The organism is Candidatus Eisenbacteria bacterium (assembly GCA_035577985.1).
Classification (GTDB): Bacteria; Desulfobacterota; Binatia; order DP-6; family DP-6; genus DATJZY01.
Genome location: DATJZY010000147.1, coordinates 86,728 through 102,250, shown reverse-complemented (window position 1 = coordinate 102,250; position 15,523 = coordinate 86,728). Strand labels below are relative to the sequence as shown.

12 protein-coding genes and 1 pseudogene are annotated in these 15,523 nt (G+C 71.9%); 4 read left to right on the top strand and 9 right to left on the bottom strand.

Translation table 11 applies throughout. The features are described 5' to 3' along the window. Window positions 1-45: 45 nt before the first annotated feature. Window positions 46-1,089 carry a hypothetical protein gene (locus tag VMS22_21585; protein HXJ36637.1) on the bottom strand — a complete coding sequence of 348 codons (1,044 nt, stop codon included), beginning with the start codon at window positions 1,087-1,089 and terminating at the stop codon, window positions 46-48. 54 nt (window positions 1,090-1,143) lie between these two features. Further along, window positions 1,144-3,888 (bottom strand): PQQ-dependent sugar dehydrogenase, encoded by a 2,745-nt coding sequence (locus VMS22_21580; protein HXJ36636.1) that lies wholly within the window; start codon window positions 3,886-3,888, stop codon window positions 1,144-1,146. Between the two features lie 154 nt (window positions 3,889-4,042). Here VMS22_21580 and VMS22_21575 point away from each other — a divergent pair, with 154 nt between their 5' ends. Continuing rightward, window positions 4,043-4,420, top strand: coding sequence for a hypothetical protein (locus tag VMS22_21575; protein ID HXJ36635.1), 378 nt, complete (start codon window positions 4,043-4,045; stop codon window positions 4,418-4,420). Between the two features lie 120 nt (window positions 4,421-4,540). Here the strand turns inward: VMS22_21575 and VMS22_21570 are convergent, their stop codons facing one another. The 3 genes from VMS22_21570 to VMS22_21560 all read right to left on the bottom strand — a co-directional run bounded on the left by VMS22_21570 (window position 4,541) and on the right by VMS22_21560 (window position 9,835). Beyond that, on the bottom strand, window positions 4,541-7,516 hold the full coding sequence (locus VMS22_21570; protein HXJ36634.1) for a VCBS repeat-containing protein: 2,976 nt from the start codon (window positions 7,514-7,516) through the stop codon (window positions 4,541-4,543). 51 nt (window positions 7,517-7,567) lie between these two features. Then, window positions 7,568-8,995, bottom strand: coding sequence for an NAD(P)-binding protein (locus VMS22_21565; GenBank protein ID HXJ36633.1), 1,428 nt, complete (start codon window positions 8,993-8,995; stop codon window positions 7,568-7,570). A 63-nt stretch (window positions 8,996-9,058) separates the two neighbouring features. Next, window positions 9,059-9,835, bottom strand: coding sequence for a glycoside hydrolase family 16 protein (locus tag VMS22_21560; protein HXJ36632.1), 777 nt, complete (start codon window positions 9,833-9,835; stop codon window positions 9,059-9,061). A 63-nt stretch (window positions 9,836-9,898) separates the two neighbouring features. Between VMS22_21560 and VMS22_21555 the strand changes: the two are divergent. The 3 genes and pseudogenes from VMS22_21555 (at window position 9,899) to VMS22_21545 (ending at window position 11,718) form a co-directional block, all read left to right on the top strand. Further along, window positions 9,899-10,006, top strand: a pseudogene (locus tag VMS22_21555) (di-heme oxidoredictase family protein). Window positions 10,007-10,090: 84 nt separating this feature from the next. Then, complete coding sequence (locus tag VMS22_21550) at window positions 10,091-10,840, top strand: N-acyl homoserine lactonase family protein (protein HXJ36631.1); 750 nt, start codon at window positions 10,091-10,093, stop codon at window positions 10,838-10,840. After that, window positions 10,837-11,718 carry an MBL fold metallo-hydrolase gene (locus VMS22_21545; protein ID HXJ36630.1) on the top strand — a complete coding sequence of 294 codons (882 nt, stop codon included), beginning with the start codon at window positions 10,837-10,839 and terminating at the stop codon, window positions 11,716-11,718. The genes VMS22_21550 and VMS22_21545 overlap by 4 nt, the downstream gene beginning before the upstream one ends. A gap of 128 nt (window positions 11,719-11,846) precedes the next feature. Here the strand turns inward: VMS22_21545 and VMS22_21540 are convergent, their stop codons facing one another. The 4 genes from VMS22_21540 to VMS22_21525 all read right to left on the bottom strand — a co-directional run bounded on the left by VMS22_21540 (window position 11,847) and on the right by VMS22_21525 (window position 15,487). Further along, window positions 11,847-13,073 (bottom strand): patatin-like phospholipase family protein, encoded by a 1,227-nt coding sequence (locus VMS22_21540; GenBank protein HXJ36629.1) that lies wholly within the window; start codon window positions 13,071-13,073, stop codon window positions 11,847-11,849. Then, window positions 13,055-13,354, bottom strand: a complete 300-nt coding sequence (locus VMS22_21535) for a hypothetical protein (GenBank protein HXJ36628.1) — start codon at window positions 13,352-13,354, stop codon at window positions 13,055-13,057. Before VMS22_21535 ends, VMS22_21540 begins: the two co-directional genes overlap by 19 nt. A gap of 130 nt (window positions 13,355-13,484) precedes the next feature. Continuing rightward, a complete protein-coding gene (locus VMS22_21530; protein HXJ36627.1) occupies window positions 13,485-14,033 on the bottom strand; it encodes a carboxymuconolactone decarboxylase family protein in 549 nt (182 codons plus the stop codon). A gap of 8 nt (window positions 14,034-14,041) precedes the next feature. Further along, window positions 14,042-15,487: an amidase gene (locus tag VMS22_21525; GenBank protein HXJ36626.1), complete on the bottom strand. Its 1,446-nt coding sequence runs from the start codon at window positions 15,485-15,487 to the stop codon at window positions 14,042-14,044. Between the last annotated feature and the right edge of the window lie 36 nt (window positions 15,488-15,523).

Genomic DNA, 15,523 nt, shown 5'->3' with positions numbered 1-15,523 from the left:
CTCGCACGCATGGCGTCTGCGCGGCGATCGGCGTGAGCAGCGGCGCTACTGCGACACGCAGACGCCGTCGCCGCCACAGGCGGCATTGACGGCCATGTACGGTCCGTTGCCGAGCCCGACGCCACCCAGGCAGTAGGACTGGAAGTACCAGAGCCCGGTGATCGACGAGCCGACGCCTTCGTAGCAGGTCGTGGCGGTCTGCTGGCAGCAGAGCGGCACCTGGTCGATCCCGATGTCCCCGCATGTGCCGTCGCTCCGACACGCCTGGCCCGCGACCGGGCTGCTGCCCGGCAGATACGTGAGGCACCACTGGTAGACGTAGTACTGCAGCGTGAAGAAGGGCGCGGCGACGCAGGTGTCGGTGCCCGCACAACACGACGCCAGCATCACGGTACAGAACGGGGAGCAGGCGGGACCGCCGTCGCACTGCTCTCCCGGCTCGCGGATCCCGTTGCCGCACGTGGAGGGCGGCAGGGTCGTGGTCGTCGTCGTGGTCGGGATGGCGCCGCACGCGGGGTCGGCGACGCCGTCGCGGCAGCGCAGCTTGCCGCCCGTGCCGCCGTCGACCGGCGTCCAGGTGCAATCCCCGGGCGCGAAGCGCGTGCAGTGGGTGGATGGAACGCCGTCGTTCGTGACCACGTAGGCCACCTCCACGTCGCCCGACGGCACCCCGCCCATGACGAGCGGAGAGAGATCGCCGAGGCTTCGCGCGACGAGCTTCAGCCGGCGGCCCTCCGCCAGGACGCTGCGCCACAGGCCCGTCGGCCTCGCCGGCGCCAGGCGGTTCACGTACGACGCGTGCGTCGCGTCGTTCGCGACCCAGCCGGCACCGTCGGCATAGCCTCCGGCCGGAACGGCGTACGTCGCGGTTCCGTTCTCGTTGCGCACCAGCAGCTCGGCGGCGATCGTGCTCAGGTCCATGCCGGACCCCTTGGACAGCCCCGCCGCCGCATCGTTCGACGTGTAGGAGAGTCGGGCCGAGCCCTTCGCGGGCCGATCGATGACGAGAAGTCGTGTCCCGGCGGCGGACGCGGTCGATGCGAGCGCGACCATGAGCGCGAGCGTCTCGGCGAGCACTCCGCGATTCATGCGCGACCTCCCATGGGACGCAGTACGCGCCCGTGGCCCGAACTGTCAATCGGTCTACGGAGCCGCGAGCTCGCGGCGGGCCGACTTGGCCCTGGAGCGCGCTTCGCCGAGCTGGGCCTCGAGGGCCCGCACGCACGCCGGAGCGATCCGACCCGTGCTGCCCGAGTAGCGGACCTGCCGGGCCGCATCGCGCCACCGCTGGAGCGCGAGCCGGAGCAGGCCCCGACGTACCTCGGGCGCCGTCACGGTCTCCGCACGCACGAGCGCACGGCACGCGCGCCCGAGCCGCTTGCGGACGCCCCCGGCGAGCGGGCTGTCGCCACACGCCGCCGGCGGGCGACGGTCGCAGACGCAGGCCGCGGCGGCGATGCCCTCGAGCGGCACGTGCGTGCAGACGCCGTCGACGCACGCGCTCGCCGTGCACGGATCGCCGTCGTCGCACGGCTCCTCGCAGGACGGCGGTGGCTGGGTGGTCGGTGTCGGCGCGGTCGTGGTGCTGGTGCTCGTGCTGCTCGATGTGCTGCTGGTGGTCGTCGTGGACGTGCTGCTCGTGGTCGAGCTGCTGGAGCTGGTGGACGTGGAGCTGCTGCTGGTCGTCGAGCTGCTGGTGCTCGTCGAGGTGCTGCTGCTCGAAGTGGTCGAGCTCGAGCTGCTGCTCGTCGAGCTGCTCGTGCTGCTCGGTGGCTCGGTGGTCGAGGTGGTCACGATCGTGCTCGTGGTCGCAGGTTCGGTGGTGGTCGTCGCGGTGGTCGCGACGGGGCCGGTCGTGGTCGTCTCGGGACTGCTGGTCGTGCTCGAGGACGACGTCGTGGTCGAGGTGCTGGTCGACGTCGACGTGCTGGTCGAGGTCGTAGTGGTCGGGAGCGGCACGAAGTTGGCCGTGAGGGTCGTGTCGCCGGGGGGGAAGACGATCTGGTGCTGGCGGCTCTGGCCGTCGGACCAGCCGGTGAAGTTGTAGGCGACTCCGGCGGGATTCTGCACCTGCACCGTGCCGACGGTCCGCTGCAGCCCGACGACGCCGTCGACCACGAACGGCGACGTGTGCGGCTGGCCGTCGAGGTCGACGCGCAGACCGGACGGATCGGTCGTGAGCGTGAGCGTCCCGATCTCCGGATGGATCTCGGCGCTGGTGGTGAACGAGCGCCCACCCGAGTCCACGACCTTGAGGATGATGCGGAACCAGACGTTGGGCGACGTCTCGCCGCTGGGGGGAATCGTGAAGTCGCCGCCCGTGACGCCGCTCGTGGCGGGGAGGAACGGATGGAAGTGCGTGTCGTGGTGGAAGTTGACCGTCCACGTGAACGCCTCGGGCGGGAGCGGGCCGTCCTCCGGATCGCTCGCGGTTCCCGAGAACGTGATGTGGTCGCCCGCCTCGTAGAGCGCGCGTGGCGCCTGGACGTCGATCGTCGCGGTCGGAGCCTGGTCGGACGTCACCGTCAGAAACGCGCCGTCCGACGACGTGCTGCCGTAGCCGTTGGTCGCAATCGCGCGGAAGACGGCGCCGTCGTCCTCGGGGGCGACGGCGGGGATCGTGTAGCTCGTCCCGGTCTCGCCCGGGATGTCCGCGCCATCGCGCTGCCACTGGAAGTTGTCGGCGTCGGTCGCCCCGACGTCGAAGGTGACGGGATCGCCGACGAAGATCGTCTGGGAGGCGGGCTGGACGGTGATCTGCGGCGCGCGCGTGCCGGTATAGGTGATGCGCGAGACCATCGCCGTGTCGTCCTCGCGCGGCGGGTCGCCCAGGCGTCCGAGCACGTAGAGGCTTCCGTCGGGTCCGACGTCGAGGTCCGCGGGCCGTCCGGTGAGCGCGGTCGCGAAGAAGGTGGGCGACGCGGGCGTCACGGCGGGATCGAACCAGCGGATCCACTTGGCGCAGAAGTCGGCGAAGAAGTAGCCGCCGACCCAGTCCGTCGGAAACGTCGCGACGGGCGGCGCGTAGAAGGTGCCGCCCGAGATGGCGCAGCCGCCTCCCAGGTTGAACGGCGTCAGGTGCGAGTAGCTGTAGAGGGGCGTCACGAAGCGCGGATCGTCCGTCGCACCCTCGGTCTCCGGCCAGCCGTAGTTGGCGCCGACCATTCCCTCGTCGATCTCTTCCCACGACGCCTGCCCGACGTCGTCGATGAGGAGCCGGCCGCTCGTCGGATGGAAGGCGAACGTGAACGGGTTGCGGAGGCCGAGCGCCCAGATGGCGCGCGCGAGACCGGTCGAGGTTGCATAGAAGGGATTGTCGCTCGGGATCGCGCCGTTCTCGTCCACGCGCAGGATCTTGCCGACGACACTGGTCGTCCATTGCGCCTCGACCGAGCGTGTCTGATCGCCGACCGCGACGTAGAGCATGCGATCGGGTCCGAAGTGCAGGGCGCCGCCCATGTGGATGTCGGCCAGGTTGAACGAAGGCTGCTCGAACAGCACCTCCTCGCTGCCGGCCGCGACGTCGCCGTCGGCGGTGAAGCGGGAGAGACGGTTCGCCTCGATCCCGAGTGCCGAATAGTAGAGGTACACGTAGGGCGTGGTCGGAAAGTCCGGGTGCAGCGTGATGCCGAGGAGCCCGCGCTCGCCGAAGTCGTCGGCCGGAACCTGGGCGAACGGCGCGTCGAGCAGCACACCGCCCTTGATCACCCGCACCGTGCCGTTCTGCTCGGCGACGAAGATGCGGCCGTCGGGAGCGATGGCGGCGGCGGTGGCGCTCGCGAGCTGATCGGTGAGCACCGTCTCGACGAAGCCGGTCGGCAGGACCGTCGCCGGTGCCGGACGCCCGAAGGCGAGCATCGCGACCAGCAGCCAGCGAGCCCATCCCATTTCGGTGTTCTCGCAACTGGACGCGAAGCTTACAAGCGAAACGGGCCAGGCGGCGGTCGATTTCCGAGGTCGCAGGTGCTCGGGCGTCGCGGCGTCACGCCACGGTGCGGGCCTCCCGCATCCGGCGCCGCGGGTCGCGCGTAGAGGCTTCGACATGAGCGCCGAACTCGAACCCACGCGTCGCAGCCTGCTCCGCCTCGCCGGCGTGGCCGGCGCCCTCGCGACGGCCGTGCTCGCCGCCCCGAGCGCCGCGATGGCCGGGCCCAAGCCCAAGGCGAGCGGTTTCGTCGTCTACCGGATCTCGGTTCGCGGCACGTCGAGCTGCAAGGCCTGCAAGCGCCATCACACCCGCTTCGCGTACCTGACCCACGCGCTCGCCGACGCCCACCGTGCCCATCCGGGATGCAACTGCCCCATTCGCACGCAGAAGGTCAGGCGGAGGACCTTCCGGCGCCTCTTCCCGGCCGGCGGCGGTGGCGTCGCGGACCTCGGCGCGCTCGTCAAGGAAGGGAGGCTCGAAGGGAGGGTTTAGGAAGGGGGAAGCGATCAAGGAGCCCACCCGGCTCCCCGAAACGCAGCAGCGGACAGGACAAGAACTGCCCGACGCGGCGGGCCCAAAACCCGCTCCCCTTCCCAAGCTCTTCCTTTGACGTCAGGGTCCGACGAGCTTCCGGCCGCGAGCCCGCAGCGTCCCATCGGTGTGGAGGGCCTGCGCGTCGGTCGCGAGCGAGACTCCGAACGCGCCTCCGGCCGCCGGCGCGACGGCGCCGCCCGACAGCAGGGCGCGCACCTTCGACTTCCCCTTGCGCGCATTCACACCGACGACGAGCGTGCGCAGCACCCCGTCGGGCGCCGTGAGGCGATAGGTGCTGCGCCGCTTCCGCATCGCCGGCCGGTCGCAGTAGACCGTCGCGTCCCCGAGCGTGAGCGTCACCATCGGCGGCGCCGCCGCGAGGTCGGGCAGGGCTCCCGCGACGATGGCGGCGACGGCCACGCGCCCGGGCTTGCGGCCCCGGGCGGGGCTGGCGGTCGCCCGCAGGGTCGTGAACGGCGTGCTCGGGCACGAGGCGTCGGCAAGATCGAGCGCGCCGTTGCCGTCGTCGTCGCGACAGTTCCCGCAGGCGGCGTCGCGCTCGACGCAGTCGGGGATGCCGTCGGCGTCGGCGTCGACCGACGCGAGCTCGCACGTGTCGGGGAGACCGTTCCCGTTGCAGTCGCTGAAGGTGGCGGCGCAGACGTCGGGGACGCCGTCACCGGTGCAATCCGGCGCCGGGATGCGCGCGTTCCCGACGTAGACGCCGAGGGCGCGCCGGCCGGTCGCGAGCACGAGATCCGGGGCCCCGTCCGAATTGAAGTCGCCGGTGAGGATCGCCGGCTGCGCGAGGCTGCCGACGAGGCGCTTGCCCGGGCCGAAGCCGCCGGCGCCGTCGCCGAAGAAGACCCGGAGGCCGCCCTGGTCGAGGTCGACCGACGCCACGTCGGGATTGCCGTCGCCGTCGAAATCGTGCGCCACGACGAACGCGCGGCCGTCGCGGAGGAAGAACGCCACCACCAGGGGCGCGGACGGGACCCCGGCGAGCACGGTCGGGGCGGGCAGCGTCCGGGTGAGCGTGAACACGTCGCCGGGATCGCTGCGATAGACGTGGATTTGCCCGTCGCCGCCGACGAGAGAGACGTCGAGGGTGACGAGGTCCGCGTCGCCGTCGTGATCGAGATCGGCGAGGGCGATCCCGAAGCGGACCGCTCCGGCCGGAGGATCGGCGATCACACCTGCATCGGCCAGCACGCCGCCCGTGTTGCGGTAGAGATGGGTCTCGATCGTCATGGTGGCGAGGTTGAGACCCACCACGTCCGCATCGCCGTCGTGATCGACGTCGCCCGCCACCATGAGCATCGGCGCCTGGTGGGCGAGCGGCAGCGGCGCGTCGGCGGTGAACGTGCCGCCCGCGTTGCGCGCCACCCCGAGCGACGGCGTGGTCTCGTTGGCCGACACGAGATCCCGGTCGCCGTCACCATCGAGGTCGACGGCGAGAAGCCCGTTTGGCCCATCGCCCACGACCACCGACGTCGTATTGGCCGCGGTGCCGTTCGCCGCGAGCCGCAGGATGGTCGTTCCGGCGACCGTGTTGACGGCGATGTCGGCGTCGCCGTCGCCGTCGAGATCGGTCACGACCGTTCCCATGGGCCCGTCGGGGACGGGGAAGGTCGCCCCGGGGGTGAACGTCCCGTCGGCGGCGCCGAGACTCACCTCGAGCTGGTTCGTGGTCCCACCGATCGCGCGCACGACGTCGACGCGGCCGTCGCCGTCCACGTCGCCCATGGCGACGCGATCCTGGGCGCTGGTGAACGTGGTCGTGACCGGCGCCGCGAAGGTCCGCGGCCGCACGATGTCGCACGCGTCCGGGATGGTGTTGGCGTTGCAGTCGTGGCCCGGGAGCTGGCAGGCGTCGGGCACGCCGTCGCCATCGCAGTCGGCCACGGCCGGTGCCGCGCGCAGCCGCAGCGCGCTCACGGTGCCCCCCGTCACGTTCGTCACGACCAGGTCCCGTCGCAGATCGCCGTCGAGGTCGGCGGCGGCGATCTCGATCGGCCCGTCGCCGACGGCGATCGGGATCGGCGCCTCGAAGGTGCCGTCACCGTGATTGCGCGCCACCACGACGACGTCCGTGGTCGCGCTCGTCGCCGCCACGTCGCGGTAGCCGTCGCCGTCGAGGTCGGTCAGGAGGACGCTCGTCGGTCGCGGCACCGGGATCGCGATGGGCGCCGCCCATGGAAACGTGCCGTCGTTGCGCAGAATGATGACCTGGTCGCCGGTGAAGCTCGCGACCGCGGCGTCGACGTCGCCGTCGCCGTCGAGGTCGCCGGCCGCGACCGAGACCGGATCGGTGACGGTGGCGACGACCACCTCGGGAAGTACCTCGTAGGGGCGGTAGGTGAGCTGACCCGCGGCGCGGCTCGCGATCAAGAGATCGAGCGTGCCGTTGCCGTTGACGTCGGTGAGGATCATCGACTGCGGTCCGCCGGCAGTGGCGCTGCTCGCCGGGCCGCCGAATCCGCCCGCGCCGTCCCCGATGCGCACCGTGAGGGTGCTGGCGTTGCGGTTCGCCACCAGCATCTCCGACGAGTCGTCGCCGGTGAGGTCGGCGACGATGAGATCGGCCGGGCCGTCGCCGGCGGACAGCGTCGTCGCGGCGGTGCCGTCGTACGTGCCGTCGCCGTCGTTGTGAAGCCACGTGATGGTGTCGTCGGCGAAGTTCGCGACGAACAGGTCGAGGTCGCTGCCGATCGCGAGGAGGCCGCCCACGCGCGCGGCCACGATCGCGAACGGACCGTCCCCGGTGGCGTAGGTCGTGGGTGCCGAGAAGGTGCCGGTGCCGTCGTTCAGCATCACGGACACCCGATCGAGCCCGTTCTCGGCGACCGCGAGGTCGAGGTCACCGTCGAGATCGAGGTCGGCGGCCACGATCCCCCCGGGGCTCGCGAGCCCCGACGCGATCGGCACGAGGTCGTACGCGAGCGGCGAGACCTCGAACGCGTCGTCAATGCCGTTGCCGTTGCAGTCCGCGGCCGGCGCGCGGGACGCGAGCGCCGTCACGAGCAGCACCATCCACACCACCACCCAGCGCATGGCGGGAGTCTAGCGGGTGAGGTCGAGGTCGTCGATCGGGCCGCCGAGCCCTCAGCGACCGAGCACCGCGTGCGCCGCCGCCCGCCCGGCGTACGCGCTGATGTCGACGATCCCCGCCGGCGCCTCGAGCGTCGCGGCGGCGAGCAGGAGCCCGTCGATCCCCGCGACGGTGAGGGCATGCCGCTCGACCGGCGCCCACGACCAGCTCATCGACTGCGGCGCCTCGACGTGGTGGTACGCGCTCCACTCGATGCAGTCGTCGAGGTCCGCGTAGTAGCGCCGCAGGTAGTCGATCGCCATGTCGAGATGCGCGCGCGCGGCCGTCCAGGACGGTCCCGCGGTGCTGCCGCCGTCGAAGAAGCGCGCCATCACCCACGACAGGAGATGCTTTCCGGCCGGCGCGGCGCGGCGGCTCGTGAGCGACGGGATGTGATAGCCGCCGGCGTACCGGCGCTCGCCCTTGCGCCCCGTGAGGAGGCGGTTCCAGCCCGGATGGTCGTCGGGCTTGCCGGTCGCGCGGACGGTCGGAAGGCGCCGCAGGCCGGCGTGCCAGCCGACCAGGTCGGCGCGAAACCGCTTCAGCTCCTCGGCAGCGGCGACGAAGTCTGCGGGAAACCGGCGCACGTCGATCAGCTCGAAATTCTCCCACACGGGATACGTGCTGATGACGGCGGGCGCGTGCACCTCGCGTACCAGGTTCGCGCGGTCGACGGCGACCGCGCCGCGCACGCGCCCGTCGTCGACCACGATCTCGATCGGCTTCCATGCGAGCGCGATCTCGCCGCCGCGCTCGCGGATGGCGCGCGCCCACGGCTCCATCAGCCCCTGCATGCCGCCCGCCTCGGCGTCGTCGGCGATGTGCGGAAGGCCCTTCGGATTCTGGAAGAAGAGCATGAGCCGCCCGGCCGACGCCTCGGCCGGTCGCGGATGGAAGATGACCGCCGCCATCAGGAGGAGTGCCTGACGTACGCCGGGATGCCGGACGTTCGCGTCGACCCACGATCCGAGCGGGACCGGCAGCGCGGCGCGAACCTCGGCCGGTGTCGCAGACGCGAGACGAGCGAAGATGTCGCGCAGCTCGGTGAGGCCGTCTTCCGGACACTCGAAGAACTCGCGCGCGACGCCGAGGAAGCCGCCCGCCGACCAGTCGCCGCCGTCGAGGACCGGCCCGTCGGGGAGGCGGTGGACGCGGAGCACGCGGGTGATCGGACGGCTCCCGATCTCGACGCCGGCCTCGCGCGCCGCCTCGGCACCGTGGTGCCACGGAAACTGGCAGTCGCCGACGCCGTGCGCGTCCCGATGTCCGAAGTCGATCCAGTAGCCCTCCGGGGTCTGCACGGCGCCCGAGCGTCCGCCGACCGTGTCGGCATGCTCGAGGATGACGACCCGCTTCCCGTGCCGGGTGAGGATGGCTCCGGCCACGAGCCCGGCCAGGTCCGCGCCGACGATCGCGACGTCGGTCGTGACTTCGCGCTGCATGCAACCGCCGTAGCGCGGGTGAGCATGGGACGTCCAGTGGATCGCGTCCCGGAGCGCGTCCAACTAGCGCAATCGCATGGGATCGGGCGATTCGGCCGGCGTGAACGAGAACGACCGGATCACGATCTCCACCGGCTGGCGGTCGGCCGGCGGGTCGCCGTGGAAGAGCCACAGGTTCATGTGCACGGGCATGGGGGCCTGCCCGACCCGCCGGGTCGGCCGGGCCGGGGCGAACACCCAGCTCCCGAGGGTCGTGTTCCGCTCGTCCGTGGCGAGGAACGTCACCCGATCCGGCGCGCGCACGAACGACGAGGTCGTGATCCGGCCGGAGGGTGAGAAGCGGAAGGTGCGCAAGCTCGGCCCGAGCCCGCTTCGTGCCGGCCACACGGTGAAGTTTCCCGGGCGGCTCGCCGCGTTGCCCCAGCGCGCGTACTCGATGTCGACCTCGTTCGTACGATCGGGGCCGACGTCCGGCGTCGGATAGACGAACAGGCCGAGCACGACCTTGCGATCGAGCGCGGCGACGAGCCCGTCGACCACCCACGTGTACGTTCCGAACCCGAGACGCTCCGTCGACTCGACCTCGGCGCACGTCCAGCGGCGGCCGTCGCGTGCGATGCGCAGGTGCAGGAAGCCGTTCCCGTCGACGGCGACGTTGCCCGCGTTCCAGTGGTTGGGACCCGGCGAGCCGCCACCCTCGCGCACGATCCACGTGAGGCCCGCCCATTGGATGCCATGGGCCGCCTGCGCGCGCAGGGTCTCGCTCGCTTCCGCCGGCGCGAGCGCCACGGTGAACCAGAACGCCACGAGCAGACGTGACCTCGCACGTGCGACGCGCATCGACACCGACGTGGGTGACATAACCGTTGGACATCGTCGAGGCCCGATTTCGCGACACTCGAGGACGCGATCCTCGCCCACGGCGGCGAGGCGCAGGCGGTCCGCGACGCCTTCGCCGCGCTCGGGTCGGCCGACCGCGCGGCCGTCCTCGCGTTGCTCGGCTCGCTCTGAGCGTCTCGCGCCGTAGAACGGTCGCGAGACTGGGCGCAGGGGCGGCAGGTGACCTGCGCGCGCGTCTCCGCTACCACGTCCCCGATGCGCCTCTTCGCGTTCACGTGCGGGTGGCTCACCGGCCCGGCCGGTCTCTTCCTCGACGGCGTGCGCGGGAAGCTCCGCGTGCCGGTGCCCGCGTTCCTCGTCGACCACCCGCGGGGCCAGGTTCTGTTCGACACCGGGATGCATCCCGAGGTGCAGCGCGATCCGCACGCGCGCCTGGGAACCCTCGCCGACCTGTTCACGCCCGAGTACGTGGCGGGCGAGGAGGTCGCCGCCCGAGTCGCCGCACGCGGCGTCGATCCGGCGCGCGTGACGCACGTCGTCCTGTCCCACCTCCACTTCGATCATGCGGGCGGCCTCGCCACGTTGCCGAACGCCCGCCTCGTGGTGCAGCGGCGCGAGTGGGAGGCGGGCGCCGACGACGATCGCGCGGCGCAGCTGAGCTTCGCGCGCCGGGACTTCGACCACGGACACGACCTGCAGCTGCTCGACGGCGAGCACGATCTCTTCGGCGACGGGCGGGTCGTGTGCCTGCCGACGCACGGGCACACGCCCGGCCACCAGTCGCTGCGCGTGCGTCTGGACGGCGGTGACGTCGTGCTGACGTCCGACGCCTGCTACCTGCGACGCACGCTCGAGACCGAGCATCTCCCGATGGTCGTCCACGATCGGGACGCGATGCTGGCCTCGCTCCGCCGCCTGCACGCCCTGCGCGACGCGGGCGCGCGGCTGGTCTACGGACACGACCCCGACGAGTGGGCTGCCGTGCCGGAGGAGATCACCGGGTGAAGCTCGGGCGCACGACCGTCCTCGTCGGCGAGAACCAGGGCAAGTATCCGCAGGGGAACTCGCTCCTCGTCGAGGGCGGCGAGGAGACGCTGGTCGTCGACCCGTCGCTCGCCGTGGCCGACGGCCGATTCGGCCTGCCGCGCGTCGATCGCGTCGTCAACAGCCACTGCCACGAGGACCACGTGGCGGGGAACGGCCGCTTCCCGGACGTCCCGTGGCACCTCCACGAAGAGGACCTTCCCGGCATCCGCTCGCTCGACGGCATCAGGCAGATCTACGGCTTCGAGGGCGACATCGATGCCGCCTGGGCGAAGGTCGTCGTCGAGCAGTTCCACTTCACGCCGCGGCCCGATCCGACGCCGTTGCGCGACGGGACCGTGTTCGATCTCGGCGGCGGCGTGCGCGTCCGCGCCATCCACGCGCCCGGCCACACGCGCGGCCACTCGTTCTTCCACGTCGAGCCCGACGACGTGCTCTACCTCGGCGACGTCGACCTCTCGAGCTTCGGGCCCTACTACGGCGACGCCTGGTCGTCGCTCGAGGACTTCGAGCGCACGCTCGCGATGGCCCGCGGGCTCGAGGCGCGCTGGTACGCGACCTTCCATCACAAGGGCGTCGTCGAGGGCCGCGCCGCGTTCCTCGAGATGCTGGAGCGTTATGCCGCCGTCATCGGCGATCGCGAGCGCCGCCTGCTCGACTTTCTCGCCGCGCCGCGCACCCTCGCCGAGATCGCGGCGCACCGCTTCGTCTATCGCCCGGACGACGACGTCAGCTTCGCCGAGCCGGTCGAGCGCCGCAGCATGGCGCAGCACGTGACGCGCCTCGCCGGCGCCGGCCGTGTGCGCGAGGTCGAGCCCGGCCGGTTCGCTCGACGCTGAGCGGGAAAAGGACCTCCTGCGCGCGTCCCTCGCCTACCGCGCCGGCTTCGCCGGCCGCGGCGTCCCGGTCGCGCGTGCCACCCACGTCCCACGCTCACCCCGCGACCCGAGACGAAGTCTCGGGTCGGCTACATGGTGGCGCGCAGCGGGCTCGCGTCGGCCACGCCCTCGTCCGCCCGCACGAAGGCCTCGATCTCGTCGATGCGCGCCGAGGCGTCCTGGTAGCCGATGTCGATGAGGGCCCGCGTGTAGGCCGCATCGAACAGGAGATAGCTCATCAGATCCGCGCTCTCCGCGTCCGGCGTCCCGAGCCCTTCCAGGACGTAGCGGACGACGCGCGGCATGCGGTGGCTGAGGCTCTTCGCCACGATGGCGAGATCCTGCGACGGGCTCACGACGAACGGCTGGACGCGTCGCATGGGCTCCTGCATGCCGGAACCGATCGGTGGCGTCAGGCCGTCGTCGTACGCCTCCAGCAGCTCGTTCATGCGCTTCAAGTGGTCCAGGTCGGCGTCCAGATGGTCGAGGAAGATCGCGTTCATGAACACGCCGCAGATCTGCGCCAGCGGCGGCCGCAGCGGCGCCGGCTCGTCGTCGACGCCCGAGAGCTGCTCGGCGCGCGAAAGGGCCGCGGCCGCGCCCTGCGAGCGCACGCCGACGGCGAGCACGCGGGTCGAGCCGAGGCGGATCGCCGGGCTGAATGGATTCACGAGCCGCAGGCCGCCGTCGCCGAACCACAGGTCGCGCCCCTCGCACCGCACGCGCACCGGCGGGAACACGATCGGGATCGCGGCCGACGCGCAGATGTGATCGAGCGTCAGCTCGACCGGCAGCGTCACGCGGCGGGTCTTCAGCCACAGCGGATGGCCCTGGCGTCCCTGGATGAACGTGAACGAGCGGCCCGAGTGGTAGCTCGTCGCCGTGACGGCGAGCGCGTACAGGTGACCGCGACGAATGGCATCGCCGATGCCCTCGAGCGGCAGCGTGGCGTCGAGGAAGGGGCGCAGCGGCGCGGTGTCGAGTAGGGACTGCACGCGCCCGGCGCCGACGAGGCCGCCGAGCGCCATGTCGAGGACGAGTCGCGCGCCGTTCATGGCGAACGAGAGCAGGTCGGGCCGGAAGACGTTGTCGACGGTGAGCCGAGCCCACAGGCTCCCGAGCAGCAGCGTCGCCTCGCGGAAGTTGCCCGAGAACGCTGCCAGCATGCTCCCGTTGATGGCCCCCGCGGACGCGCCGGCGACGATGCGGAAGGGCAGCGGACCGTCGCGCAGCGGGGGGATCTCCCCGATGCGCTTCAGCACGCCCGCCTGGTAGGCCCCGCGGGCGCCCCCGGCAGTCAGGACGAGGCCGAGCATCGCCGGCTCGCGAGCGACCCCCGAGACTCGACCACCGGGGGCGTCGTGGAAAGGATCTTCCTGCGGATCCGGCTCGGGTCGATCCCGAGCGTTTCACAGATGGTCTCGAAGGCGAACGGATCGCGCCGCTCGGTGCTCGTGAGCCACTCGAGATCGCGACGGATCCACTTGGGGCGGGCGGGCTTGCGCCGGCTGCCGAGGAGATTCTGGACGGCGTCCTCCAGCACCGCGGCCATGAGGCGCCGCTGACCGTAGGCATCGTATGGCAGGCTGGGTCCCATGCCCGGCAAAAGCACGCGCCGTGCCCGCCCGGGCCGTCGCAATCCCGGGCCTTCTCGCGCCCGGGGCGGCCCGCAGTGCCCCTTGGTTGGGCAGTGCCTGCGTAGGGGACGGACTCGGCGCGGGGCAGTCTCAGCGGATCGAGCCGAGGACGCGGTGGCCGGCCGCCGGCTCGAGGTCGATGCGCGTCGAGATCATGAGACGGGCCATCGTCATGTAGAACCCGACCGCGAGGACGAGCTCGACGATCTCGCGATGCGAGAGGTGGCTCGCGAGCTCGGCGAACGTCGCATCGGACGGCCCGCCGTCGCGCACGATCTCGTCGGTCGCGCGCAGGACGATCCGATCGACGGGGTCGAAGCACGTCGCGCCGGCGTCGTCACGCTCGAGGGCGGCGATCTGCTCGTCGGAGACCGCGCACATCTTCGCGATCGGCACGTGCTGCACCCATTCGTACTCGGCGCGCGAGAGACGAGCCACGCGCAGGATCGCCAGCTCGCGGAGCTTGGCCGGGAGCTGCTGCTGGGTGAGGATGCTCGTGCCGAGGCTCAGCAGCGGGCGGAAGTTCGTCTCCGCGTGCGCCATCATCTTGAAGATGTTGAGCTGCACGGGGACCCGTTCGAGCAGCTCCTTCACCTTGGGCGGGGCGGTCGCGGGGTCGACGTAGGGAATGCGTGCCATCGGATCTCCTAGGCGTGGATCGGCGGGCGCCGATCGATCCACGGCGCCGCCTGCTCGAGCTGCGCGGCCACGCGCAGGAGCACGTCCTCGCGCCCATAGGCGGCGACGAGCTGCACGCCGACGGGCAGGCCGTCCGGCGTCCAGTGGAGCGGCAGCGAGATCGCGGGCTGGCCGCTCATGTTGAAGGGCGACGTGAAGCAGGCGAACGCCCCCGCGCGCAGCCCTGCCACGGTGGGATTCTCGGGATCGGGCGAGAAATGGCCGAGCGGCGGGGGCGGGTCCGGCAGCGTCGGCGTGAGCAGCAGATCGAACCCCTCGGTCCACCACGCTGCCAGCCGCCGCGTGAAGCCCGCCATCCACTCCTCGGTCTCGAAGTACTGTCCGACCGGGATGAGACGACCCAGCTCGATCATCGCCCAGTTGAGCGGATCGAGGTCCGCCGCCGTGAGCGTGCGACCGATGATGCGCTCGATGCCACCGAGCGTACCGACGAGCTGCACGGCGTACATGACCGAGAAGTGGCGCGCCACCTCGAGATCGTCGAGCGCGACGGGGTGCGCGTCTTCGACCGTGTGGCCGAGGTCGCCGAGCAGGCGCGCGGCGCGGGTCGCGGCGGCGACGCACTCGGCGTGCACCGGCGTCGCGCCCGCCGGCGAGCCGGTCATGAGACCGACGCGAAGACGCCCCGGCGCGGCACCGACCTCGTCGCGATACGGACGCGCCGGCGCCGGCGCGGTGTACGGATCGCCCGGCATGTACCCGTGGACGGCGTCGATGAGCGCCGCGGTGTCGCGCACCGTTCGGGTGACGACGCCCTCGACGGCCAGCCCGCCGACGCCTTCTCCCATGTCGGGGCCGAACGACGTGCGCCCGCGCGACGGCTTCAAGCCGACGAGGCCGCACTCGCTCGCCGGAATGCGGATCGACCCGCCGCCGTCGTTGGCGTGCGCCGCGGGCACGAGGCCCGCGGCCACGGCCGCCGCCGATCCGCCGCTCGATCCGCCCGTCGAGTGCGCCGGGTTCCACGGGTTGCGTGTGGGCCCGTACGCGTCGGGCTCGGTCGTCGGCAGGATGCCCAGCTCCGGCACGTTCGTGCGCCCGATCGTCACGAGGCCGGCGCGACGGAACTTCGCGCCGAGGTAGGAATCGTGCGGCGCACGGAAGTCCATGTCGCGCAGGAACCGCGTCCCGCCGTGCATCGGATCGCCCTCGGTGTGCCCGAAGAGGTCCTTGGCCAGAAACGGCACGCCGCGCAGCGGGCCTTGGGGCAGCGCCGGCGATCGCGCGAGCGCGCGCGCCTGATCGAACAGCGGGTGGATCACGGCGTTCAGCTTCGGGTTCACCCGCTCGACGCGCGCGATCGCCGCGTCGACCAGCTCGAGCGGACTCGCCTTCTTCGTACGCACGAGCTCGGCCTGGGCGACGGCGTCGAGCCGGGGGAGATCGTCGGGCATGTCGCGGCTTACGACGGCGCGGGTGTCCCTGTCCAG

Coding starts and splice junctions, on each gene's coding strand:
- VMS22_21585 (HXJ36637.1), bottom strand. CDS start 1,089: ATGAATCGCGGAGTGCTCGCCGAGACGCTCGCGCTCATGGTCGCGCTC.
- VMS22_21580 (HXJ36636.1), bottom strand. CDS start 3,888: ATGGGATGGGCTCGCTGGCTGCTGGTCGCGATGCTCGCCTTCGGGCGT.
- VMS22_21575 (HXJ36635.1), top strand. CDS start 4,043: ATGAGCGCCGAACTCGAACCCACGCGTCGCAGCCTGCTCCGCCTCGCC.
- VMS22_21570 (HXJ36634.1), bottom strand. CDS start 7,516: ATGCGCTGGGTGGTGGTGTGGATGGTGCTGCTCGTGACGGCGCTCGCG.
- VMS22_21565 (HXJ36633.1), bottom strand. CDS start 8,995: ATGCAGCGCGAAGTCACGACCGACGTCGCGATCGTCGGCGCGGACCTG.
- VMS22_21560 (HXJ36632.1), bottom strand. CDS start 9,835: ATGCGCGTCGCACGTGCGAGGTCACGTCTGCTCGTGGCGTTCTGGTTC.
- VMS22_21550 (HXJ36631.1), top strand. CDS start 10,091: ATGCGCCTCTTCGCGTTCACGTGCGGGTGGCTCACCGGCCCGGCCGGT.
- VMS22_21540 (HXJ36629.1), bottom strand. CDS start 13,073: ATGCTCGGCCTCGTCCTGACTGCCGGGGGCGCCCGCGGGGCCTACCAG.
- VMS22_21535 (HXJ36628.1), bottom strand. CDS start 13,354: ATGGGACCCAGCCTGCCATACGATGCCTACGGTCAGCGGCGCCTCATG.
- VMS22_21530 (HXJ36627.1), bottom strand. CDS start 14,033: ATGGCACGCATTCCCTACGTCGACCCCGCGACCGCCCCGCCCAAGGTG.
- VMS22_21525 (HXJ36626.1), bottom strand. CDS start 15,487: ATGCCCGACGATCTCCCCCGGCTCGACGCCGTCGCCCAGGCCGAGCTC.